The sequence below is a fragment of the Buchnera aphidicola (Panaphis juglandis) genome (assembly GCF_964059065.1).
GTDB lineage: Bacteria > Pseudomonadota > Gammaproteobacteria > Enterobacterales > Enterobacteriaceae > Buchnera_L > Buchnera_L aphidicola_AM.
In genome coordinates this window covers 329,790-354,691 of the sequence record NZ_OZ060378.1, presented here as the reverse complement: position 1 = coordinate 354,691, position 24,902 = coordinate 329,790, and the positions used below count along the sequence as shown (strand labels likewise).

Annotated in this window: 22 protein-coding genes, 1 tRNA gene and 1 other RNA gene; 8 read left to right on the top strand and 16 right to left on the bottom strand. The window is 21.7% G+C overall.

Features of this window, described 5'->3' with window-relative positions; translation table 11 throughout:
• Positions 1-108: 108 nt before the first annotated feature.
• Positions 109-200, top strand: an RNA gene (gene ffs / locus AB4W46_RS01670) — signal recognition particle sRNA small type.
• A gap of 28 nt (positions 201-228) precedes the next feature.
• Here the strand turns inward: ffs and AB4W46_RS01665 are convergent.
• From AB4W46_RS01665 to AB4W46_RS01635, 7 genes are all read right to left on the bottom strand, one after another.
• The gene (locus AB4W46_RS01665) at positions 229-1,962 is read right to left on the bottom strand and encodes a SmdB family multidrug efflux ABC transporter permease/ATP-binding protein (protein ID WP_367678426.1); all 1,734 of its coding nucleotides are present in this window, start codon (positions 1,960-1,962) and stop codon (positions 229-231) included.
• Between the two features lie 39 nt (positions 1,963-2,001).
• Positions 2,002-3,729 carry an ABC transporter transmembrane domain-containing protein gene (locus tag AB4W46_RS01660; RefSeq protein ID WP_367678425.1) on the bottom strand — a complete coding sequence of 576 codons (1,728 nt, stop codon included), beginning with the start codon at positions 3,727-3,729 and terminating at the stop codon, positions 2,002-2,004.
• Positions 3,730-3,986: 257 nt separating this feature from the next.
• Positions 3,987-6,323, bottom strand: a complete 2,337-nt coding sequence (gene lon / locus AB4W46_RS01655; protein ID WP_367678424.1) for an endopeptidase La — start codon at positions 6,321-6,323, stop codon at positions 3,987-3,989.
• Positions 6,324-6,476: 153 nt separating this feature from the next.
• Positions 6,477-7,718: an ATP-dependent Clp protease ATP-binding subunit ClpX gene (gene clpX, locus AB4W46_RS01650; RefSeq protein ID WP_367678423.1), complete on the bottom strand. Its 1,242-nt coding sequence runs from the start codon at positions 7,716-7,718 to the stop codon at positions 6,477-6,479.
• 106 nt (positions 7,719-7,824) lie between these two features.
• The gene (locus AB4W46_RS01645) at positions 7,825-8,448 is read right to left on the bottom strand and encodes an ATP-dependent Clp protease proteolytic subunit (RefSeq protein WP_367678422.1); all 624 of its coding nucleotides are present in this window, start codon (positions 8,446-8,448) and stop codon (positions 7,825-7,827) included.
• A 57-nt stretch (positions 8,449-8,505) separates the two neighbouring features.
• On the bottom strand, positions 8,506-9,816 hold the full coding sequence (tig, locus tag AB4W46_RS01640) for a trigger factor (protein ID WP_367678421.1): 1,311 nt from the start codon (positions 9,814-9,816) through the stop codon (positions 8,506-8,508).
• Between the two features lie 132 nt (positions 9,817-9,948).
• Positions 9,949-10,239, bottom strand: a complete 291-nt coding sequence (locus AB4W46_RS01635) for a BolA family protein (protein WP_367678420.1) — start codon at positions 10,237-10,239, stop codon at positions 9,949-9,951.
• A 179-nt stretch (positions 10,240-10,418) separates the two neighbouring features.
• Here AB4W46_RS01635 and cyoA point away from each other — a divergent pair, with 179 nt between their 5' ends.
• From cyoA to cyoE, 5 genes are all read left to right on the top strand, one after another.
• The gene (cyoA, locus tag AB4W46_RS01630) at positions 10,419-11,252 is read left to right on the top strand and encodes a ubiquinol oxidase subunit II (RefSeq protein WP_367678419.1); all 834 of its coding nucleotides are present in this window, start codon (positions 10,419-10,421) and stop codon (positions 11,250-11,252) included.
• Positions 11,253-11,326: 74 nt separating this feature from the next.
• Entirely contained in the window at positions 11,327-13,282 is a 1,956-nt protein-coding gene (gene cyoB, locus AB4W46_RS01625; protein WP_367678418.1) for a cytochrome o ubiquinol oxidase subunit I, read from the top strand.
• A 9-nt stretch (positions 13,283-13,291) separates the two neighbouring features.
• The gene (locus tag AB4W46_RS01620; protein WP_367678417.1) at positions 13,292-13,873 is read left to right on the top strand and encodes a cytochrome c oxidase subunit 3; all 582 of its coding nucleotides are present in this window, start codon (positions 13,292-13,294) and stop codon (positions 13,871-13,873) included.
• Positions 13,874-14,212 carry a cytochrome o ubiquinol oxidase subunit IV gene (gene cyoD / locus AB4W46_RS01615; protein WP_367678416.1) on the top strand — a complete coding sequence of 113 codons (339 nt, stop codon included), beginning with the start codon at positions 13,874-13,876 and terminating at the stop codon, positions 14,210-14,212.
• Between the two features lie 2 nt (positions 14,213-14,214).
• Positions 14,215-15,063 (top strand): heme o synthase, encoded by an 849-nt coding sequence (gene cyoE, locus AB4W46_RS01610; RefSeq protein WP_367678415.1) that lies wholly within the window; start codon positions 14,215-14,217, stop codon positions 15,061-15,063.
• A 6-nt stretch (positions 15,064-15,069) separates the two neighbouring features.
• On the opposite strand, the gene AB4W46_RS01605 is transcribed toward cyoE, so the two are convergent.
• The 3 genes from AB4W46_RS01605 to ribE form a co-directional block, all read right to left on the bottom strand.
• Complete coding sequence (locus AB4W46_RS01605) at positions 15,070-15,351, bottom strand: TusE/DsrC/DsvC family sulfur relay protein (protein WP_367678414.1); 282 nt, start codon at positions 15,349-15,351, stop codon at positions 15,070-15,072.
• Positions 15,352-15,886: 535 nt separating this feature from the next.
• Positions 15,887-16,333 carry a transcription antitermination factor NusB gene (nusB, locus tag AB4W46_RS01600; protein WP_367678413.1) on the bottom strand — a complete coding sequence of 149 codons (447 nt, stop codon included), beginning with the start codon at positions 16,331-16,333 and terminating at the stop codon, positions 15,887-15,889.
• A 588-nt stretch (positions 16,334-16,921) separates the two neighbouring features.
• Positions 16,922-17,428 (bottom strand): 6,7-dimethyl-8-ribityllumazine synthase, encoded by a 507-nt coding sequence (ribE, locus tag AB4W46_RS01595; protein WP_367678412.1) that lies wholly within the window; start codon positions 17,426-17,428, stop codon positions 16,922-16,924.
• Between the two features lie 91 nt (positions 17,429-17,519).
• Here ribE and AB4W46_RS01590 point away from each other — a divergent pair.
• Positions 17,520-17,593, top strand: a tRNA-Met gene (locus AB4W46_RS01590).
• Between the two features lie 817 nt (positions 17,594-18,410).
• On the opposite strand, the gene mscS is transcribed toward AB4W46_RS01590, so the two are convergent.
• The 4 genes from mscS to AB4W46_RS01570 all read right to left on the bottom strand — a co-directional run bounded on the left by mscS (position 18,411) and on the right by AB4W46_RS01570 (position 22,280).
• Positions 18,411-19,256: a small-conductance mechanosensitive channel MscS gene (gene mscS / locus AB4W46_RS01585; protein WP_367678411.1), complete on the bottom strand. Its 846-nt coding sequence runs from the start codon at positions 19,254-19,256 to the stop codon at positions 18,411-18,413.
• Between the two features lie 33 nt (positions 19,257-19,289).
• Positions 19,290-20,372 (bottom strand): class II fructose-bisphosphate aldolase, encoded by a 1,083-nt coding sequence (fbaA, locus tag AB4W46_RS01580; protein WP_367678410.1) that lies wholly within the window; start codon positions 20,370-20,372, stop codon positions 19,290-19,292.
• 46 nt (positions 20,373-20,418) lie between these two features.
• Positions 20,419-21,618, bottom strand: a complete 1,200-nt coding sequence (locus AB4W46_RS01575) for a phosphoglycerate kinase (RefSeq protein ID WP_367678409.1) — start codon at positions 21,616-21,618, stop codon at positions 20,419-20,421.
• 71 nt (positions 21,619-21,689) lie between these two features.
• The gene (locus AB4W46_RS01570) at positions 21,690-22,280 is read right to left on the bottom strand and encodes a YhgN family NAAT transporter (RefSeq protein ID WP_367678408.1); all 591 of its coding nucleotides are present in this window, start codon (positions 22,278-22,280) and stop codon (positions 21,690-21,692) included.
• A 230-nt stretch (positions 22,281-22,510) separates the two neighbouring features.
• On the opposite strand from AB4W46_RS01570, the gene asd reads away from it, so the two are divergent.
• On the top strand, positions 22,511-23,620 hold the full coding sequence (gene asd / locus AB4W46_RS01565; RefSeq protein ID WP_367678407.1) for an aspartate-semialdehyde dehydrogenase: 1,110 nt from the start codon (positions 22,511-22,513) through the stop codon (positions 23,618-23,620).
• Between the two features lie 50 nt (positions 23,621-23,670).
• On the opposite strand, the gene AB4W46_RS01560 is transcribed toward asd, so the two are convergent.
• Both AB4W46_RS01560 and AB4W46_RS01555 read right to left on the bottom strand, forming a co-directional pair.
• Positions 23,671-23,898 carry a sulfurtransferase TusA family protein gene (locus tag AB4W46_RS01560; protein ID WP_367678406.1) on the bottom strand — a complete coding sequence of 76 codons (228 nt, stop codon included), beginning with the start codon at positions 23,896-23,898 and terminating at the stop codon, positions 23,671-23,673.
• Positions 23,899-23,936: 38 nt separating this feature from the next.
• Positions 23,937-24,902, bottom strand: a complete 966-nt coding sequence (locus AB4W46_RS01555) for a hypothetical protein (RefSeq protein WP_367678405.1) — start codon at positions 24,900-24,902, stop codon at positions 23,937-23,939.

Genomic DNA, 24,902 nt, shown 5'->3' with positions numbered 1-24,902 from the left:
TATCTATAATTTGTATGATATTAATTATATATTTATAAATTATTTCTTGTGTTTTTTTTGTGTTTCATGCAATATAATACTGTCTGATACAATTTCATAAAAAGCTTTGTTAGTTTTAATACTGTATAAAATTTAAATACTTAGTCAGGTCTGGAAGGAAGCAGCTAGTTTAAATGGAAACAGGTATTAAAATTTTTATCAAAGCTTTTGCTTTTTTTATTATTAATATTATGATTTTTTATCATGCATACTGTAATATAATCCTTTTTTATTCATTAAATATTGGTGATTCCCTTTTTCAACAATTTCTCCTTTTTTTAATACTACAATATTATCAGATTTAATGATTGTAGATAGGCGGTGGGCAATAACAATTAATGTACAATATTTTTTAATTTTTACTAATGTTTTTTGGATTAATTTCTCAGTTTCAAAATCTATATTTGCTGTAGCTTCATCTAATATGAGTATTTTTGGTTTTAATAATAAAACTCTTGCAATCGATAGTAATTGTTTTTGACCAATGGATAAATTATTTCCATTCTCATTTAATTTTTCGTATAGCTGTTTTGGAAAATTTTTTATTAATTCAAATAGTTGTACAATTTTTAAAACTTTCCAAACTTTATCTTCTTTTATTTTTTTTCCTAATGTAATATTTGAAAATATAGTACCTGTAAATATCATGGGTTCTTGTTGTACAATACATATTCCTTTTCGTAATACTGAATAACTTAATGAAGATATCACCCGATGATCAATAAAAATTTTTCCTACTCTTATAGGATAGTATCCCATTAATAAATTAATTAATGTGCTTTTTCCACTTCCTGTACGTCCGACAATAGAAATAAAACTTTTATTTGGAATATCAATGTTGATTTTTTTAAGAACTATGGGTGTGTTTTTAAAATATTGAAAACTTAAATTAAAAATTTTTATTTTTCCTGTTTTTAAAATTGTAGTATCTGATCCATATTCTTGTTTTTTAGAATCAATAATATTAAAAATTCTTTCTCCAGCAATGATTGATTGTTGTAATATTGCTTGTTGTGTAGCTAGGGTGATTAATGGTTCATTTAATCGATTTAAATAACTAATAAATGCATATAATGTTCCAATCACAAGTGTTCCAACAGGAGATAGAATAAATAACATCATTAATCCGCATAATATTAATGAAGAAAAAAAACTTATTAGTGGTCTTAAAAGTAATCCATCTAATTTTAAGCTTTTCATTCTTATTTCATAATGCGATTGACTTGTTTGATTTACAGTTTTTAAAAATCTTTTTTCTTGTGAAAATTGTTGAATGAGAAACATTCCGTTAATAATTTCATTGAATTCATGATTAATTTTTGCGATATAAATTCTTAATTGTCTTAGAATTGGTGTGCTATAATGTTGATAAAATAGTATTACAATAATAATTAATGGAAATAATATTGTAGAAATTATTGCTAATTTATATTGTAGAATAAACATAGCAATCAACATAATAATAATCAATGATAGACTTTTAAATAGTGTTGTGAATACAGTATCATATAATTCTTTGATAATTTCTGTATCATTAGTAATGATAGAAATAATTGTTCCAGTAGGTTTTTGATTGAAAAATGATAAGGGTTTTGATAATGTTGAAGACATGATTTCAAGTCTTAATTTTTGGACTATTTTAATAGCAGTAGTATTAAATAAAACTGTTTGGAAGTAATTACAAATAATTGATATTGTTTGTAAGGAAATGTATAATAATATTAAAAATATAATGATATTTTTATTAAATATATGTTTTGTTAAAATGTGATTAATAAAATAACTAATAATTGCAGGACCTAATATTTCAGAAATGGATGAAATAAACAATATTATGAATGCTATAGCGATTTTTTTTTTCCAATATTTTCCATAGCTTAGTAAACGTTTTAATATTGGCCAACTACGTGTTAAATTAGCCATATATTTCCTTATTTCATTTTATGTTTTTCGATATAGTGATTATTTTTGTTGTTGTTGATGATACATTTTACTGTACCAGTTTTGATATTTAATGAGTTCATCGTGTGTTCCAGAATCCTTAATTGTTCCGTTTTGAATTATAAAAATATTATTTATTTTTTTAAATATATGTAATTCATGAGAGACAATAATAATTGTGTGATTTTGTTTCTTCCATAATATAATATTATTAAAAATCATGTTTTGTGTGGGTTTATCAAGTGCAGATAAAGCGTTATCTAGAATTAGTATTTCTCGATTCATTAATAATGCTCTTGCAATTGCGATTCTTTGTTTTTGTCCACCTGATAATATAATTCCTTTTGCTCCAACTTTTGTATCATACTGTTTTGGAAATTTTATAATTTCATGGTGTATATTAACAAGAGATGAAACGTATTCAATTTTTTTTTTTGTGATATTAATATTTCCAAAAGATATATTATTTGCAATAGTATCTGAAAATAAAAATGTTTTTTCGTTTACAGTAGAAATTTTTTTTCTCCAAGAATGAATTTTAAAATTAGAGATTAATACATTATGATAAAATATTTGACCTTTTTTAATTTTAAAATTTCTTTGTATTAGGTTTATTAATGTTGTTTTTCCTTGCCCTGTAGGACCACAAATGCCTACAATATTATTAAATTTAATTTTTTGAGATATATTTTTTAGTATAATATTTTTTGTATTAGGATATTGAAAACTAGAGATTTTAATTTTAATATTACTTTTATGATGTAATATTTTTTTATTTTTCATTTGTTTTATATTATTTTCGCTAATAATTTCATTAACTCTACTCCAGGATGCACTACCTCGTTCTACAATATTGAACATCCAAGCTAAAGCTAGCATAGGCCAAACCATTAAACTTAAATACATAATAAAACTAGTTAATTGACCAATAGTAATATTATTATTCCATACTAAATAACTACCTGTAGTAATAGATAATAGATTAGAAACTGTAATTGAAAAGTAGATAATTGGATCAAATTTAGCATCAATTTTTGATACTATAATACTTTTTTTACTAGTTTCAGAAAGAATTTCTTTAAATTTTTTTATTTCATATTTTTCTAAACCAAAACTTTTTACTGTATATATATTTTTTATATTTTCTTGTGTTTGATTATTTAAATTAGAGAATGATTGTTGTGATTTTTGAAATGCAATATATAATTTTTTACCATACTTTGTAATTATTATTGCCATAATAGGCATAGGTAATAATGATATTAATGTTAGTTTCCAGTTAATTTGTATTACCATAATTATTAATACTGAAATTCCAGTAATCATAGAATCTATTAAAGTTAATACACCTTCTCCAGCAGCAAATACTATCTTATCAATATCATTTGTAGCTCTTGCCATTAAATCACCAGTTCTATATTTATCATAAAAACTCGAATTTTTTTGACTTAGACTTAGGTATAATTTTTTTCTCAGTATAATAGCTAATTTATATGAAGCTCCAAATAATAATACTCTCCACATGTATCTAAAAATATATATTATAATTGATGTTAAAAATATTAATACAAGCCAGTAGAATAATTTATAATGATATTTTTTGTTCGTACTAATTGTATCAATTAAAAATCCTACAAGTTTTGGTGGAAGAAGTTGAAGGATGGCGATAATAATTAGTAATGCGATAGATCCTAAATATCTTTTCCATTCTTGAAAAAGATACCAACTAATTTGATTAAATAATTGCACAAAACTATCCTGTATATTAATAATATTTGTTATTTTAAAATATTATAAATACATTTATATTTTATTGTATTTGAAAATATTAATAATTTTTAATTTTTTATTATTTTGAATATTTATTGATTATTTTTTATATTTTTAATATTTTAAATAAATTTTTTATTTTGTATTTTATCTATCAAAAGAGGCTGGATAATAAAAGATAATAATTTTCCAGCCAATATACTCATATTAATTTTTATAATTAATGATATTCATATTTATATAATGTAAGGTTGATTATTTAAAGATAGTAATAATACATCTTTGATTTTCTTGATTGGATGTATCACTAGTTGTGATAAGATATTTTTTGGTATTTTTTCTAAAATATATCGATTTTGATAGGGAATAATAATATTTTTAATTCTTCCACGATGAGCTGCTAATAGCTTTTCTTTTAAACCTCCAATCATTAATACATTTCCATTCAATGTAATTTCTCCAGTCATGGCAACATCTGATTTGACAGGGTTTTTAGTTAATGCAGAAACAATAGCAGTACAAATAGCAATTCCTGCACTTGGACCATCTTTTGGTGTTGAACCTTCTGGAATGTGGACGTGAATATCGTATTTTTCATAAAAATCATTTGGAATTTTTAGTTTTTTAGATTGTGATCTTACAACAGTTAATGCAGTTTGTATAGATTCTTGCATTATTTTACCTAATGAGCCTGTATAAATTAATTTTCCTTTTCCAGGAACGCATGATGTTTCTATTGTTAATAAATCTCCACCAACTTCTGTCCATGCTAATCCATTTACTTGTCCGATTTTATTTTTTTTTGAATTTTTTCCATAATAAAATTTTTTAATCCCTAAATATTTTTTTAAACTACTTCTATTTATTAGAATAGTTGTTATTAACGGTTTTATAAGCATTTCTTTCACAACTTTTCGACATATTTTAGCAATTTCTTTTTCTAAATTACGTACTCCAGATTCTCGAGTATAGTACTGTATAATGTTTTTGATAGCATTATCTGAAATTGTAATTTCTTTTTTTTTTAAAGCGTGTTTTTTAATTTGTTTAGGTTTGAGATGGTTTTTTGCTATGTAAAATTTTTCGTTTTCTGTATAACTGGATACATGAATAATTTCCATTCGATCTAATAATGGTTTTGGAATATTTGTAGAGTTCGCTGTTGCAATAAACATTACATTAGATAAATCATAATCTAATTCTAAATAATGATCGTTAAAATTTGAATTTTGTTCAGGATCTAATACTTCTAATAATGCTGAAATTGGATCAACTCGGATGTCATTAGAGATTTTATCTATTTCATCCAAAAGAAATAATGGGTTTTTAACACCGCTTTTTGTAATATTTTGTATTATTTTTCCAGGAAGAGCTCCAATATAGGTTCTTCTGTGTCCTCTGATTTCTGCTTCATCTCGTATTCCACCTAAAGCCATTCTAGTATATTTTCTTCCGGTTGCTTTAGCAATAGATTTTCCTAAAGATGTTTTTCCAACACCAGGAGGACCTACTAGACATAAAATTGTTCCTTGAATTGTATTTCTTCTTGTTTGAACTGCTAGGTATTCCAATATTCTATTTTTAACCTTTTCTAATCCAAAGTGATCATTATCAAGTATTTTTTGTGCTTGATGAATATTTTTTTTTATTTTGCTTTTTTTTGACCAAGGTATTTGTAAAATCCAATCAATGTATCCTCTAATAACCGCTGCTTCTGCTGATATTGATGACATCATTTTTAGTTTTTTTAATTCAGATAACGCTTTATTTTTTACGGTTTTTGGTATTTTTAGTAAATTGATTTTTTTTTTCAAAATATCGCATTCGTTCATCATACCTTCATTTTCACCGAGTTCTTTCTGAATAGCTTTAATTTGTTCATTTAGATAGTATTCTTTTTGATTTTTTTCTATGTTTCCTTGTATTCTATTTCTTATTTTTTTTTCAATCATAAAAATATCAATTTCAGTTTGCATTTTTATAATTAAATATTCTAATCTTGCATTAACATCTAAAATTTCTAATACTTTTTGTTTATCTAATAATTTGAATGAAATATGTGATGCAATAATATTTGATAATTTTGATGCCTCATGAATCTCTTGAAGTGCAGTTAAAATTTCGATAGGAGTTTTTTTGTGGCATTGTAAATATTTTTCAAAGCTTTCAATAGAAATCTTCATTAATGCTGGTATTTCAGTAGGATTGATTTCATATGAATGGATTTTTACAATTTGAGCAGTTAATATATTATTGCAGTGATTTATTTTTTTAATTTTTCCTCGTTGTAATCCTTTTACGAGAATTTTAATAGTTCCATCGGGTAATGTAAAAGTTTGTAAAATTGTTGATATAGTACCTATATTAAATAGTTCATTCATATTTGGATTATCTACAATTGGTTTTTTTTGAGTAACCAAAATAATTTTTTTTTTATTTTTAATAGCAGATTCAACGCAATTAATTGATTGTTTTCGTCCAACAAATAGTGGTATTATTACATTTGGATATACTACTATATCACGTAATGGTAAAATTGGTATTTCAATATATGTAGAACATTCAGAATTCATATAGTTCTCTTAATTTGATTGTAATAATTTTAAGATACATAATATTTTTCTTTAATCTAGAAAATATTTATGAGTTTTCGAGTCATCATTTAAATATTATACATATATTTTAATGTAATATGTAGTATGATTTAATATGTGTTTACTAATATGTTATTTATGATGCACTATGATTGGTGGAATTTTTTTTTGCGCAACCTTTTTATTAATGATTATTTTTTTAACGTTTCTCATGGATGGTAAATTATACATAGTATTTAATAATATTGTTTCAATTATTGTTTTTAAACCCCGTGCCCCAATTTTTTTTTTTATTGCTTGATTTGATATTTCATCAATGGCATCATCATCAAATTCTAAATATACATTATCTAAAGAAAAAATTGTTTGGTACTGTTTAATTAATGAGTTTTTTGTAACACATAAGATTTTTTTTAGATGTTTTTTTTTAAGTTCTTTTAATACAACAATAATTGGTAAACGTCCAATAAATTCTGGTATTAAACCATATTGTATAAGATCTTTGGTTTCAATATTGTAATATTTTGAATAATGAATATTATTATTATTAATAGATGTGTTATTGAATCCAATTGATTTCGTTAATTTTTTTTTTTTAATAATTTTATCTAATCCATCAAATGTTCCTCCACAAATAAATAATATTTTTGAAGTATCGATATATAAACATTTTTGATTTGGATGTTTTCTACCCCCTTGAGGAGGTACGGAAGCTATTGTTCCTTCCATAATTTTTAATAGTGATTGCTGAACTCCTTCTCCAGAGACATCTCGTGTAATAGAAATATTATTTGATTTCTTAGATATTTTATCAATTTCATCAATATATATAATACCTTTTTCAGCTTTCTTGATGTTATAATTGCATTTTTGTAGTAATCTTTGTAGTATACTTTCAACATCGTCACCGACATATCCAGCTTCTGTTAGAGATGTTGCATCACAAATAACAAATGGAATATCAAGTATTTTAGCTAGTGTTTCTGCTAATAATGTTTTTCCGGATCCAGTTGGACCTATTAATAAAACGTTACTTTTTTTTAATTCAATAGTATTATTATGTACAGTATTTAAAAATAATAATCTTTTATAATGATTATAAACAGCTACTGATAAAACTTTTTTAGCTTTTTTTTGACCAATAATGTATTCATCTAATTGTTTTTTTATTTTTTTTGGTGTTAAATTATTACTGTTTTTTTTTTGATCAGTTTTTAACACCTGATTTTGAATTGTTTGATGAAATAATATTGTGCATTCATTACATATATTTATTGAGGTATCTGATATTATATTTTTTACTTGGTATTGGTTCTTTTTACAAAAGAAGCATAAGTAATTTTTTTTTGTTTTTTTTATATGATTTTTTACCATATTTCATATCTCTGATAGTGATTATTGTAAATTAATTAAATTATTTATAAGAATATTTTTAATGATTTTATAAATTTTTTACGATTTAAGATGTTTAATTCAATTTTTATGATAATTTTTTAGATGGTATTATTTGATCAATTAAACCATATTTTATAGATTCTTTGGCATCAAAGAAATGATCTCTTTCTGTATCGTTTTGTATTTTTTTAATATCTTGTTTTGTATGAAATGATATAATTTTATGGATTATTTTTTTTGTTTTGATGATTTCTTTTGTGTGTATTAAAATATCTGATGCTGGTCCTTGAAACCCTCCTAATGGTTGATGCAGCATAATTTTTGAATTGTTTAGGCAAAATCTTTTACCAGGAGTACCAGAACATAGTAGTATTGCAGCCATTGAGCAAGCTTGTCCGATACAAATAGTATTAATATCTGATTTTACAAATTGCATAGTATCATAAATTGATAAACCTGAGGTGATTATTCCTCCAGGAGAATTAATGTATAAAAAAATATCTTCATTTGGATTTTTTGATTCCAAAAATAGAATTTGTGCAATGATTAAGTTAGACATATTATCTTCAATTGGTCCTGTAATGAATATGATTCTTTTCTGTAATAAATGTGAATATATATCATATGATCGTTCTCCATGTTCATTTTTATCAATTACTGATGGTATTAATTGTAAATATTTTTTATGATGTGTGATATTATTTAACATAATTTTTCCTATCTTTATTAAAGAGAATGATTCTATTTTTTATGTTATAGAAATCATTTATTTTTGGTTGAGAATTTGTATTGCTTTTTTAAAATGATATTTTTTTTCTTTTATTTTAAATAATTTTAATAAATGATTCATAATTTTTTTTTCTATAATCATATTTTTTACATAGTTAATGAAGTCATTTTTTTGGTATTGGATTTTTATTTTTTTTATTAGTTCTGGTTGATTTTTTTTAAGTTTTTTTACTTGTTTTTGAAGTTCATTTTCTGTAACAGATATTTTATTATCTTGAACAAGAATCTTTATCATAAAATCTAAAAGTAATTTTTTTTCTGCTTTTTTTTGAAAATTTTTGTAATATTTACTTTGAAATATATTTCCTTTATTATGATGATAATTTTTAAATGCATCGTTTTGCATATTTTTTTTTTCTTTTTCTGATATTTCTATAGGTATTTCTATCATTTTTGTATTTAACAATTGATGTATGAGTTGTGTTTTTAAAAGATGGTATTCTAAATTCATAACTTCTGTTTGTATCTTATTCAATATAATTTCTTTCAGTTCATTATCTTTATTAATATTGAATGTTTTTTTTAGAAAATCGATGCATTCTTTTTTTGAGTACATGATTTCATCTGATTGAATATTATTGACATAAATTTTTAACTGAACCATCTTACCTTGATAATTAATATCAGGATGATCACTAGGAATTTTTAATTTTATATAAATAGTATCACCGATTTTTTTATTTAATAATTCCGTTTCTATTTCTGGAATAATTGTTTTTTTACCAATAATGAATGTTAATTGTATTTTTTTATTTTTTTCTTTCTCATTAATAATATGAAATATACAATCAATTGTAATTTTATTTTTAATTTGAATTTTATTTTTTGTATTTTTCCAAATGATACAATTTTTTCTGATATTTTCTATATAATATGAAGCATCTTCATCATGAGTAATTATGGATATTTTATTGATAGTAATTTTTTTTAAAATTTTAAAATCAATATTTGGAAGAGATTGAAAATATATTGAACACATTAAATTGGAGTTTTTTTTATTTTTTTTTATATTGATAATTGGTTCATTAATTATTTTTAATTTTTTTTTTTTTATAATATTTTTAAAATTATAAGAAATAATTTTTTTAATGACAGTATTTTTAATTTCATTTTTATATTTTTCTTGAATAATATTAATAGGTATTTTATTTTTTCTAAATCCATTGATAATAGCTGTTTTTCTGATTTTGATGATTTCTTTTTTTTGTACATCATGTATATCGTTTAAAGGAATACTAATAGTTAGTTTTTTATCAAAGTTTTTTATAGTTTTTAAAGAAAATTCCATCATTTCCCTTATATGATTTTAATAAGTTTTTGTATCGTAAATATTTTATATAAAATAATCATTGAATTTATTTTTGATGATTTTTATTCATCATGATTCATAGATATTTTAAATAAGTAAATGAAAAATAAATTAGTATTTTTTATTTTGACATCGATTTTTTTGTATAAAATTTATTTCATGATTATTCCATTCATATACAGTATATATATGTAAAGATAATGCATAAATTTCATTTTGAATTTCTTGAGATAATACATCATAAACTTTTTTATGACGATTAAATAATGTATACTTTTTGAAGTAATCGCTAACAATTATTATTTCAAGATGTTTTTTGTTTTTTTTAATATTGTGATATATACTGTTATTATATATTTTGATAATTTTTGGTTGAAAGTATTTTTTAAGTTTTTTTAACATATTATAGGATATTCTTTCATATATGATAAAATTTTATGATTATCGATAATATCATGATGTTTTTTAAAATTCAATGACAATTGGTAGTAATGATTTAAAAATAGTATTAATATTATGTATTCATAATGAAGATATTTTATTTTTATTATTAACAATATATTTTGAGGTAAATCTTATTAATGAACAAAAATAGTATTTTTGACAAATTTTTAGTTTTTTTAGGGATATTCTTTTTGACAGGTTGTCATCGTTTTATTTTTTATCCTTCAGGTATTATTGCAATACAACAATATAAATTAATTTTTTTAATTTTTCTTGTTATGCTAGTAATTGTATTACCAGTATTCATATTAACGTTTTTTTTTGTATATAGTTATCGAAGATCTAAAAATAATACATATCGACCAAATTGGTCGCATTCATATTTTATTGAATGCATGGTTTGGATAATACCAATTTTGATAATAGTATTTTTTAGTTTTATAACTTGGAATACATCACATTCTTTAGATCCAAAAAAAAAAATTGTTTCGAATAACAGTATTGTAAAAATTCATGTTGTAGCTTTAGACTGGCAATGGTTATTTATTTATCCTAAAGAAAAAATTGCTACTTTAAATGAGTTGGTTATTCCAAATAATACTCCAATTAAATTTATTATTACATCTAATTCTGTTATGAGTAGTTTTTTTATTCCAAATTTAGGTAGTCAAATTTATGCTATGCCTGGTATGAAAACTATTTTAAATTTATTGTCTACATTACCTGGAAAATATTGTGGTTTTTCATCGAATTATAATGGTGAAGGATTTTCTGATATGAAATTTAATACTATTGTTGTACCAAATGATACTTTTATTACTTGGGTAAATAAAGTACACACTGCACCTGACACATTAAAAAATATTAATGATTTTAATATATTAGCTAAACCAAATATATTACATCAAATTAGATATTTTTCTTTTGTTTATGATAGTATCTTTGATAATATTCTTAACAATAATTTATAAATGGTATGAAATAAATACTTTATGGTGCTTTTATTTATTTTTTTTTATATACAATAATATAAGGAAGAGTATTTATGTTTGGAAAATTAACAGTTTCAGATATACCATATTATGATCCAATTATTATGTTAACTTTTATATTTATTGCTTTTATTGGTATATATTTAATTTTTAAAATCACACAACTAAAAAAATGGAAATATTTATGGTGTGAATATCTCACTTCTGTAGATCATAAGAAAATTTCCATCATGTACCTTGTTCTAGCTTTTGTTATGTTGTTAAGAGGATTTGTTGATGCTGTTATGATGCGAACACAACAGTTTTTTTCTTCTATGGGAGGAAAGGGTTTTTTACCCCCTAAACATTATGATCAGATATTTACAGTTCATGGTGTAATCATGATTTTTTTTGTTGCTATGCCTTTGATTATTTCATTAATGAATCTTGTAATACCATTACAGATTGGTGCACGAGATGTCGCTTTTCCATTTTTAAATAATCTTAGTTTTTGGCTAACAGTAAGCGGTGCATTATTAGTGAATATATCTTTATTTGTTGGAGAATTTGCTCGTACGGGATGGTTAGCATATCCACCATTGTCTGAATTAAAATATAGTCCAGGAGTAGGAGTAGATTACTGGATTTGGAGTTTACAAATTTCTGGTATAGGAACCACATTAAGTGGAATTAATTTTATTGTTACAATTTTAAAAATGCGTGCTCCTGGCATGAATTTATTTAAGATGCCTGTTTTTACTTGGACTTCATTATGTTCAAATATTTTAATTATTTCTTCATTTCCAGTATTAACTCTTACATTAGCATTATTAACTTTAGATCGTTATTGTGGTTTTCATTTTTTTACCAACGAATGTGGTGGTAATGCTATGATGTATGTGAATTTAATTTGGATATGGGGTCATCCTGAAGTATATATTTTAATTTTACCTGCATTTGGAGTGTTTTCAGAAATAGTTTCAACATTTTCAGAGAAATCTCTGTTTGGTTATCTATCCCTTGTTTGGGCAACAATATCAATTACTATTTTATCTTTTATTGTATGGTTACATCACTTTTTTACTATGGGTTCTGGTGCTAATGTTAATGCGTTTTTTGGAATTACTACAATGATTATTGCAATTCCAACTGGTGTAAAAATATTTAATTGGTTATTTACAATGTATCAAGGTCGAATTAAAATGCATTCTTGTATGCTATGGACAATTGGTTTTTTAATTACTTTTACAATTGGAGGTATGGCTGGAGTTATATTATCAATGCCTGCAATTGATTTTATGTTACATAATAGTGTGTTTTTAGTTGCGCATTTTCATACTGTAATTATTGGTGGAGTAGTTTTTGGTTGTTTTGCAGGGATTACATATTGGTTTCCAAAATTTTTTGGTTTTGTTTTAGATGAAAAATGGGGTAAATTTTCTTTCTTTTTTTGGATTCTAGGTTTTTTTAATACTTTTATGCCATTATATTATTTAGGTTTAATGGGTATGACACGTAGAATTAGTCAAAATATTGATCATAGGTTTCATAATATGTTACTTGTTTCTATTTTCGGAGTTGTTTTAATTTTTATAGGAATATTATGTCAAATCATTCAATTATGTGTATCAATAAAAAATCGAAATAGATATTTTGATAATATTGGAGATCCATGGAATGGTAGAACATTAGAATGGAGTACTTCTTCACCACCACCAATATATAATTTTGCTCATATTCCATATGTGGATAGTATTGATGATTTTTGGTATAAAAAACAGAAGGGTGCATTAAAAAAACCTAAAGAATATTATGATATTCATTTACCGAAAAACACTTCATTAGGTATTTTTTTAGGAATAATATTTTTTTTTATAGGTTTTTCAATGGTTTGGCATTCTTTTTTTGTGAGTACATTATTTATTTTTTTTGGAATAATGGTTTTTTTTATCGATAGTTTTTTTGATAGTCACTTTTATATTTCTAATTCTGAAATTAAAAAGATTGAAAAATATGGTTCTTCGAAATAAGGAATATTTATGACTCTTAATAAAGTATATATAGAAAATGATGAAATTAAAAATAATGATATGTTTGGGATGTGGTTATATTTGATGAGTGATTGTATATTGTTTGCAACAATGTTTAGTGTTCATATCATTATTTCGTCACATGTAATTTTATATACTGGATTTTTTAATTTATGGTTTGTTTTTATAGAAACCTTGGTATTATTATTGAGTTCTGTTACATATGGTTTATTATCTATTAGTGCAAGGTATAAAAAAACATTTTTTGTATGTTTTTTTTTATTAATAACTTTTGCATTAGGTTTAATTTTTATCATGTTAGAATCATATGAATTTTATCATTTATGGAAATTGGGATATAAACCTCAAAACAATGGATTTTTATCTTCATTTTTTACTTTAGTTGGTTTACATGGTATTCATGTGGTTTTAGGATTAGTTTGGATGCTAGGTTTATTTTTTCAGATTTTAAAATTTCATATTAATAAAACGATATATATTCGTATATTATGTCTTGGTTTGTTCTGGCATTTTTTAGATATTATTTGGGTTTGTTTGTTCACAGTTGTTTATTTGATGAGGAGTATATAAATGAAAAAAACAATTGTTTACAAATATAATTTTATAAATGAGACATTGTCTTATATTTTTGGTTTTTTTTTATCTCTAATTTTAACGATTATACCGTTTTTTTTGACATATCATCATTTTTTTAAAAATAATTTTATTTTTTATTTTATTTTTCTTTCTTCTTTTTTTCAAATTTTAGTACATTTTAAATATTTTTTTCATTTTAAATTTTCTAAAATTTATTTTTGGAATTTAATTTTTTTATTTTTTTCTGTTATTGTAATCATTGTTATAGTTTTTGGTTCAATATGGATTATGAATCATTTACATCATAACATAGTATATCATATTCATAAATAACTATGATTAAATCTTATATTAATTTAATTAAACCTGGAATTGTTTTTGCTAATATATTTTCATTACTTGGTGGTTTTTATTTTTCTTCAAGTTATAAATATAACATTTATTATTTATTAATTGTAGTATGTGCTACAATTTGTGTGATTTCATCAAGTTGTATTTTTAATAATATTATTGATATTGATATTGATAAAAATATGTCGAGAACAAAAAACAGAGTATTAGTTCAATCTAAAAAATATTTGTTGCACATTAAGTTTTTTGGTATTTTTTTATTTTTATTAAGTATATTTATTTTTTTAAATTATGTAAATTTTTTATCATGTGTTATATCTTGTTTTGCTTTTTTTATTTATGTAATTGTTTATAGTTATTATATGAAACGTGTTTCAATGTATTCTGTGATTATTGGTAGCATTTCAGGAGCGATTCCTCCTGTTATTGGTTATTGTTCTATCACTAATGCTATTGATTTAAAAGTATTTTTTTTATTTTTAATATTTATTATTTGGCAAATACCGCACTCATATTCTATTTTTATTTTTCGTAATCATGATTATTATGATGCTTGTTTGCCTACTATTGTTTATATAAAAGGTGTATCTAGAACTTTAAAAGAAATTATTTTTTATATATTTTTATTTTGTATTTTTTCTTATTTGTTTTTTTTTCTTAGTTATATTTCTTTTTTATGTTTTTTATTTATTTTTTCTTTAGGTTTAGTTTGGTTATTTATAGCATGTATGCAATATTTTTTTTTATATAATTTACATTTATCCAGATTATTGTTTTACTGGTCTATTATAGTAATCATGTCATTAAATTTTGTTTTAATTTTTAAAAATTAATTTTGATTACAAACATATATTTGATTTTGGTAATCCTGCAATTTTATTTGCTTGTTTCATTATTCCTTTTGGAAATAATTTTAATAAATATCGGTTATTGATGTCTTTTATCATGGTTTTTTCTTTAATTAATTGTAATAATACTCTATTTTTTGGTATGATTTTAAATTTTTTATAACATTCTCTTAATAAGTATATTATTTCCCAATGTTCAGATGTTAATATGATGGATTCTTTTTTAGCGATTTTTATAGCAGTATTTTTGTTCCATTTTTTTTTATTATTCATATCGTTATCGATAATTAATATTTTTATATAATCAGATTATTGAAAAATTTTTATTTATAGTGCTATTTTAGATGATTTTAATTTTTATTATATTTTTATTTATAAAATATTTATTTAATTTATTTTATAGTATATTATATTTATTTTATAATTTTTTTAATATTTAAAATGATATTTTATAATATCATTTTTTATGATATTCATATTAATTTTAGTATATTTTAATTAAAACTCTAATAATTATTTATAATAGTAATATTTAAATTTTTATTAATTTTAATTTTATACTGTTGATATGAATTTTCATTAAAATATTAAATATTTCATTAACATTAAAATTTTTTATGATTTTTAATTTTAACGTTTCTAACAATAAGTTTTACTTCTTATTGTAAGAAACAAAAATATGATATTATTATGAATATTTTTGTTCTTGTGATATTTTTTAATTTTATTTTTTATTTTTTATTTTTTATTTTATTAATTCATTGATTTAATGTTTTATATTTTTATATTAATAATGAATAATTATTTTTTAATATGAGTTTTTATTATTCTCTTTATTTTTTAGGTATTTTTTAGAGTTCTTTGAAGCATGGTTTAATACACCGTTAATAAATTTGTGACTGTTTTGAGCTCCAAATATTTTTGCTAATTCAATTCCTTCATTAATTGATACTTTGTATGGAATATCTGTTCTATTATATAATTCATATACGGATAATCTTAGTATCGCTTTTTCTATATATCCGATTTCTTGAAGTTTTCTATCTAAACATAATTTAATTTTTTGATCAATTTTTTTACAGTTAATTACAATACTATTGAATATTTCATGAAAATATTTTATATCAACTTTTTTAGTGTCGATATTTTTACGATATTCACGTTCAATATCTATTATTTTGTTTTTTGATAATTCCCATGTATATAGTGCTTGTATGATGCATTTTCTTGCTTGTCTTCGAGTACTTGGGTTCATTATTTTTCCTTTTTATACTTTTGTTTTTTAATATATAAATGATAATTTTGAATTATTAAATTAATAATTAGGTTAATATTTATTTCATTTATATTGTTATTAATAATAATTTTAATTTTAAATAATGATTTTATTCCATATGCATTATGATTTTTATTTTTTTTTAAAATTAAATTTATATTGAAAAGTTATTAAATGATTTTTATTATTAAATTTATTAATGAATTTATTCTTTTATTATTTTTATTTATGGTTTAAATTTTATGATATATAGATTATATTTCTTAAATATGATATTTACTATATTGATTTTAATTGAATTTTTTAAAAGTATTATATAATTTTTAGTTTTAAATGTATTTTTATTATTAGAGTTATTAATATTTTTAATATTAAAAAAGATATTTTATATTTTTATAATGAAAATTATGATGTATGATATTATACTTGATTAAAAATAGTATCATGATTTTTATTTATATATTTTTTTATTTTTATTTTGAATTTTTAATATTTTATTTGAATATATTAATTTCTTTTATATTTAAGATTTTTATAGTAATTAATCTGATCTAATATTTTTATTTTTTATTTTTGAATGTCTTGAATAATATTAATCATTTCTAAAATTGTCATTGCTGCTTCACTTCCTTTATTTCCAAATTTTAATCCAGAACGATTAATTGCTTGATCTATATTTTTTAGTATTAATATTCCTAAACCAATTGGGGTACTGGTTTTAATACTAATTTCTAATAATTTTTGTATAATTGCATTAGATATTTTTTCAAAATGCATAGTTTCACCTTTTATAATTGTTCCTAAAGCTATAATTCCTTGATAATTTTTAGTTTGAGATAATATATTTGCAATAATTGGTATCTCATATGCTCCTGGAACTTTTATGATTTTTATATTTTTTTTTTTTATTTTTCCGATTCGTTCTAGTGTATCTAATGCTCCAAATAATAAATTTTGATTAATAAATGAATTAAATCTTGGAACTATAATAGCAATATTAGAGTTTTGGGATTCATATTGTGAGTTTATGGTATTGAATTTTTTTATTTTATAATGATATTCTTTTATATTCATGATACATCCCTTATTTTATTTTAAATATTTTATCAATATTTGTTTTTTTATATTGATTTTTATATCGTTATGTTATATAATTTTTACATATCGCGGGGTGGAGCAGTATGGTAGCTCGTCGGGCTCATAACCCGAAGGTCGCTGGTTCAAATCCAGCTCCCGCAACCTTAAATATATTTTTAATTTAACTTTTTATATAAAATATTATTAATATTTAATATAATATAAATATCATATCAATATTTTATTCATTATTATATTGATACTAATTATTATTTTATTTGATTTTTAATTAATTATTTAATTTAATATTAATTATTTTTAATTTTTTTCATATTTTTATTTTTATATGATTTAATATTTATTTTCTTAATAAATATTATTTTTAATTCTATTTTATAAAAAATTTTATATTAAATTTTTATTTATTGATTGTTTATTAAATATTTACCAATAATATTATAAAATTAATTCATTACAATATTAATATTATTATAATATTTTATCAATTTTATTTTAAAAATATGAATATAGAATTATGAATTTAATTTTAGTGATATGCTTGAATAAATAATAATATTTATTTTACTTATATCATTAAAATAATTATATTATATATTTATTTTTATAATTTATAATTATTTTTTGTTTTTATTAGTAATTTTATTATTTTTAATCATTAAATTATTTTTAATAAATATTTTATATATTATATTTTTATTTTTATATTTTTTTTTAAATTTTTAATATTATTTATTTTATTCATAAATTAGTAAATAATGTATATTAATTTTTTTTAATTTCATTTTTGAAAATTATTAAAAATGAAAACTATTTTTAAAATAAAATTTTTATATTCCATAATTTCCATATTTTAAGATAATTATTATATTTTTAGATTAAAATTTTTATATTTTTATATTTTTATATTTTTATATTTTTATATTTTTATATTTTTATATTTTTTATTAATTTATCAAATTTATTTATCTTTATGTAAATATATATCCATTTTTGGAATGGAAGTAGTTACTTGATTTTCATCTAATGCATTTTTGAACTGTATCATTAAATCCCAATATACAGTATTTAAGATATTAGTATTGCTCCAACATCGTGCTACAAAACTAATAGAGTATGGATCTAATTTATTTAAACTAACTACAATATCTTTATTTTTTAAAACTCTTGGTTCATTATACATGACATCTTTTAAAATTTTGATAATTTCATTTACATTAGAAACATGTGATACACTGATGGTAAATTCGTTTCTTCTACATGGTTCTCTAGAATAATTAATAATATTATTTGATGTAATTTTTCCATTTGGAACAACTATAATTTTACCATCTAGTGTTTTTAGAGTAGTGTAAAAGACATGTATATTCATTACTGTTCCTGATACAGTTTTTAATACTACATATTCTCCTACTCGAAATGGACCAAATACTATTAATAATACTCCTGCTGCAAAGTTAGATAATGATCCTTGTAAAGCTAAACCAACTGCCATACCTGCAGCTCCTAAGATAGCTATAATGGATGTTGTTTGTACACCAAGCCTTCCAAGAGAAGCAATAATAGTGATTATAATGATTGTATATCTTGTAATTACTGCTAAAAAATCAGATATGGTAGTATCAATATTTTGTTTAGAAAGTATTTTATTTAATGTAGTTGAAATGAATGTTGAAGAAAAAATTCCAATTATCATAATCAGGATGGCTGATATTGAATGTATGATGTATTTTAATAATACTTGCTGATGATGTATTATCCAATTTCCTACATAATTAATGTTATTAACTACGTTGTATTCGTACATTTTTATCTCCTGATTTATGATATAAAATAACATTTATATTAAGTTATATGAATTTAAATTTTTAAATATTTTTTTTAATGTTATTAAAATTGATGATTGAGATTGTTTTATCCATGTTCTTGGATCATAGTATTTTTTATTAGGTTTATTTTTTCCTTCTGGGTTACCAAGTTGACTTTGTAAATATTTTCTTTTTTTATTATAATATTTTAATATTCCATTCCATGTTGACCATTGTATATCAGTATCGATATTCATTTTTACAACACCGTAATTTATTGATTCTTGAATATCTGAAATTTTTGATCCAGATCCTCCATGAAAAACAAAATTTACAGGCCTATTATCATTTAACTGATAATGTTTTTGAATATATTTTTGAGATTCAAGTAAAATTTTAGGTTTTAGGTGAATGTTATCAGGATGATATACACCATGTACATTTCCAAAAGATGCCGCAATAATAAAATTAGAACTAATTTTTTTTAGTTCTTTATATGCGTAATATACATCTTCTGATGTTGTATACAGCAAATTGGTATTAATATTACTGTTATTAACTCCGTCTTCTTCGCCCCCGGTGCATCCTAATTCAATTTCTAAAATCATATTCATTTTTTCTATTCGCGTTAAATATTTTTTACATATTTTTATATTTTTTTTAATACTTTCTTTTGATAAATCAAGCATATGTGAAGAAAAAATTGGATATCCATAATTTTTAAAGTTTTCCTCACTTTTTTTAATTAAATAATCAACCCATGGTAGATTATTTTTATGACAATGATCTGTATGTAATATTACAGGTATTTTATAGTATTTAGCAACTAAGTGCACATGGTGGGCTGCAGATAATGCACCTAATGCAGATTTTTTATATTCCGAAATATTTATAATATCAGGTCCAGCGATAAATGAAGATCCTCCGTATGAAAATTGTATAATGACTGGTGATTTCATATCATGAGCAGTTTTTAAAACTGCATTTATAGTATCAATGCTGGTACAATTAATAGCTGGAATTGCAAATTTTTTTTCTTTTGCTATATGAAATATTTTTTTAATTTCATCTCCAAATATGATTCCTGTTTTTATAGAATTTAATAATTTAGACAAATTTATTTTCCTAAAAAAATTTTTATATATATAATATAACGTTTTATTATTTATTTGTATATTTTTTTTCTAACATTTTAATTACAGGTAATTTTTTTCCTTCTACAAATTCTAAAAATGCTCCACCACCTGTTGAAATATAAGATATGTTGTTTTGAATTTTAAAAATTTTAATAACTGATAGTGTTTCTCCACCTCCAGCGATGGAAAACGCATTACTTTTTGAAATATATTGTGCTAATTTTTTAGTACCAATACAAAAATTGGGAAATTCAAATACTCCTAATGGACCGTTCCAGAGTATTGTTTTTGATCTTTTTATGATATTTTTAATATTCCTGATGCTAATATCACCAATATCCATAATTTCTTCGTTTTTTTTAATTGAATTTGGTTTTTTTTGTATAGCAATAGCATTTTTTGAAAAATTTGTACCTACTCTAGAATCTACTGGAATTAATATTTTATTTGTGTCACGTAGTTTTTTTGCTAATGGTATAAATTTTTTTTCATGTAATGATTTTCCAATATCATTATCAATAGCTAAAAAGGTATTTGCAATTCCTCCACCTACTATCACAGTATCTGCAATTACAGAAAGTTTTTTTAAAATGTTAAATTTTGTTGAAATTTTTGAACCACCTACAATTGCAGTCATAGGACGTTTTGGGTTTTTTAGAGATTTTTTTAAAGCTGTTATTTCTTTAATAAATAGTGGACCGGCGCATGCAATTTTTGAAAATTTTCCTGCACCAACAGTTGAAGCCTCTTTTCTATGTGCACTTGCAAATGCATCCATAACAAAAATATCACATAAATTAGCATATTTTTTTGATAATTCAATGTCGTTTTTTTTTTCTCCTATATTAAATCGAACATTTTCTAGTATTCTAATGTCTCCTATTTTCATTTTTTTTATTTCAAGATTGTTAGAAAAATAAACATTATTTTTATAGAAAAATTTTTTTAAATATTCAAAAATAGGAAACATAGAAAAGCATTTCTCAGAATTTCCTTCTTTTGGTCGCCCTAAGTGTGACATAAGGATAATTTTTGATTTTTTTTTTAAAGCAAAATTAATGGTTGGTATAGTTGATTTGATTCGTGTATCAAATAATATTTTTTGATTTTTAATTGGAACATTAAAGTCTACACGAATGAGTAATGTTTTGTTATATAAGTTTAAATCTTTCATTTGTATTATATTGTGTTTTTCATAATGATTTAAAATATTTTCTGTATTCATATTTTTTAAGTATAATTTAAATTAAATAAATATTAAAGTAGTATACATTATATAATTGATAAATTTATTATTTATATTTTACACCATGTAGTGATTCCATCTAAAAACATTTGAGTAGATAACATAATTAATATTAATCCCATTAATCTTTCCAATGCATTTACACCTCTTTCTCCTAAACATTTTAGAAAGGTTCCTGATAATAGTAAAATAATTAAAGTGATACTCCAGGCAATAAGTAATGCAATTGATAATGATATAATTTGGTTGGAATATTGGTGGGATAGTAACATTAGAGTTGCTAATAATGATGGACCAGCAATAAGGGGAATTGCTAGGGGTACTAAAAATGGTTCTTCTATGGAGTTTTTTTTACTATTTGTGTTTTCATCTGGAAATATCATTTTAATTGCTATTAAAAATAATATGATACCTCCAGCAATAGATACAGTTTCTGCTTTTAAATCTAAAATAGATAATGTTTTTTCTCCAGCTAATAAAAATGATATCATAATTATTAATGCAATGATCATTTCTCTTATTAATACTATCATTTTTCTTCTTGGTGATAAATGTTTTAAGATAGACATGACAATTGGTAGATTTCCAAGTGGATCCATGATTAGAACTAGTAGTATTGTAGTTGAAATCATTTCATTCATATTCTTTCCTTTTTGATAAAAATTTTTATATAATTTATTTATTTTTAATTATATATTAATGATGTTAGATTTCATCATATTGAACATTTTAAAATAAATTTTAGTATACAATATATACTTATTCTACAAAAGTAATAATTGTAATATTTATTTTTAAGATTTTTTTTTTTATTACGTGATATAATATATGTTTTAAATTACTAATTATAACTGTTGTAGAGTATAAAATTATGATAAAAAAAGTTGGTTTTATTGGTTGGAGAGGTATTGTAGGTTCTGTTTTAATGAGAAGGATGATTGAAGAAAATAATTTTGAAAATATTGATGCTACATTTTTTTCAACATCACAAATTGGTAGTATTTGTCCATTATTTTTAGGTAAAAATTATATTTTGAATGATGCTTATGATTTTTCACTTTTAAAAAATATGGATATTATTGTTTCATGTCAAGGTTCAGAATATACTGATATTGTGTATAATAAACTTCGTTCTTTAAGATGGAACGGATATTGGATAGATGCATCATCATCATTGAGAATGAATAATGATTCTATCATTGTTTTAGATCCCGTTAATATACAATTAATAAAAAAAGGAATCTACAATGGTATTAAGACATTTGTTGGTGGTAATTGCACGGTTAGTTTAATGTTAATGGCATTAGGAGGTTTATTTCAAAATAATTTAATTGAATCGTTGATATTTTCAACGTATCAAGCAGCATCTGGTGCTGGATCGAAACATATAATAGAATTAATTCGTCAAATGGGTTATTTATATAATATTGTATCTTCTGATTTGAATAATATTTCAATCTCAATACTAGATATTGAAAAAAAGATTTCTAATTCAATATTAGAATTAAATTTTCCAAAAAAACAGTTTGGAACATCATTAGCAGGTAATGTTTTACCTTGGATTGATGTTTTTACGGAATCTCAACAAACTAAAGAAGAATGGAAAGTACAAGAAGAAGCTAATAAAATATTGAATCAAAAAAACAATATTTGTATTGATGGAACATGTGTTCGAGTAGGAGCATTACGTTGTCATAGTCAATCATTTTTTATAAAATTAAGAAAAAATTTATCATGTGATAATTTAACTGAGATTATTCAAAATCATAATGATTGGATACGTGTCATCCCTAATGATTATAAATCTACAATTAAATATTTAACACCAATATCAGTTTCTGGTACGTTAAATATTTCTGTTGGTCGTATCAGAAAATTAAATGTTGGATCAAATATTTTCTCTGTATTTACTGTAGGTGATCAGCTATTATGGGGTGCTGCAGAACCCTTAAGACGTATTTTAATGTTATTATTATCATAATTTATAAATATTACTTATAATATATAATACAATTTATGAATTGAATTTTATTATTCGAATTTTTGAATCAGGAATTGATATGGTTTTTTTTTGAAATTATTAAATATTAATTTATAATTCATATGATTACAGAATAATGGTATATCCCATTTTGTAGAAATATCATTTGATAAAATTAATATTTTATCATAACAATTGATATTTTTTATTTTTTTTCTAAATTCAATAATTGTATTTGGACAGTTAAAATTTGTTAAATTGATTATTTTTAAAGACATATTTTTTATTTTTATTATATTTAGTATTATTGAATACATTATAGCATCATGATATATATTTTTAATTGATTCCATAAAAAATCTTTATTTTTTTTTTTTATATCAATATCTAGTTGTACTAATTTTTTAATTAGTATGTATAATTTTTTATGATTTAAATCATAATTTAAATTTTTATGATTCATATTATTTTTGTCATCATTTTTTTTTTGATATTTTAATTTTATGTATTGAATTAAGTAGTTTTGTATGTATCGCAGTATAACATTAATATCGTATTTATGATATTGAAGATAATTTAATATTCTTGTTATTTGTTTTTTTTTATTTTGAAATATTGATTTAATTAAATGTTGAATATTAAAATTTACATTATCATGGATAATTTTTTTAACACATTTTGTTTTTATTTTTTTGTTTATACTGATTATTTTTAACATTTTTAACGTTTTATATAAAAGCAGCAAATTTCTTTCATAATAATATGATAGAATATCAATAATACTTTGTTTTAAATCTAGTTTCATAACTTGATTTTTTTTTTTTATCCATTTTTTTGTTTCATTTTTTGAAAGATATTGGCAATATATAATTTTTATTTGATAGGAATTGGATAATTGTTTTATTTTTTCAATGATAGTTTCTTGATTTATATTTTTCACATATACAATTAATATATTATTGTGTATGTGATGATTTAAAATACTTTTAATAGTATTAAAAGTATCAAATTTTATTTTTTTTTTATCAATTTCTATTAAAAATATTTGTTTTTTTAAAAAAATATTTTGTTGTTTAAATTTATAATTTATTTCTTTTAAATCTTTTTTTTTTGTGAGATATATTTTATTTAAATATGTATATTTTAATTTAAAATATTGATGTAGTATTTTTTTTATAGTTTGTTGTGTAATAAAAAAATCTTGTTCTATAATTAAATAATTTGTGTATGAATTGTATGTTATTTTTTGAATGGTACTTTTTTTTTTGAATACATTATTCAT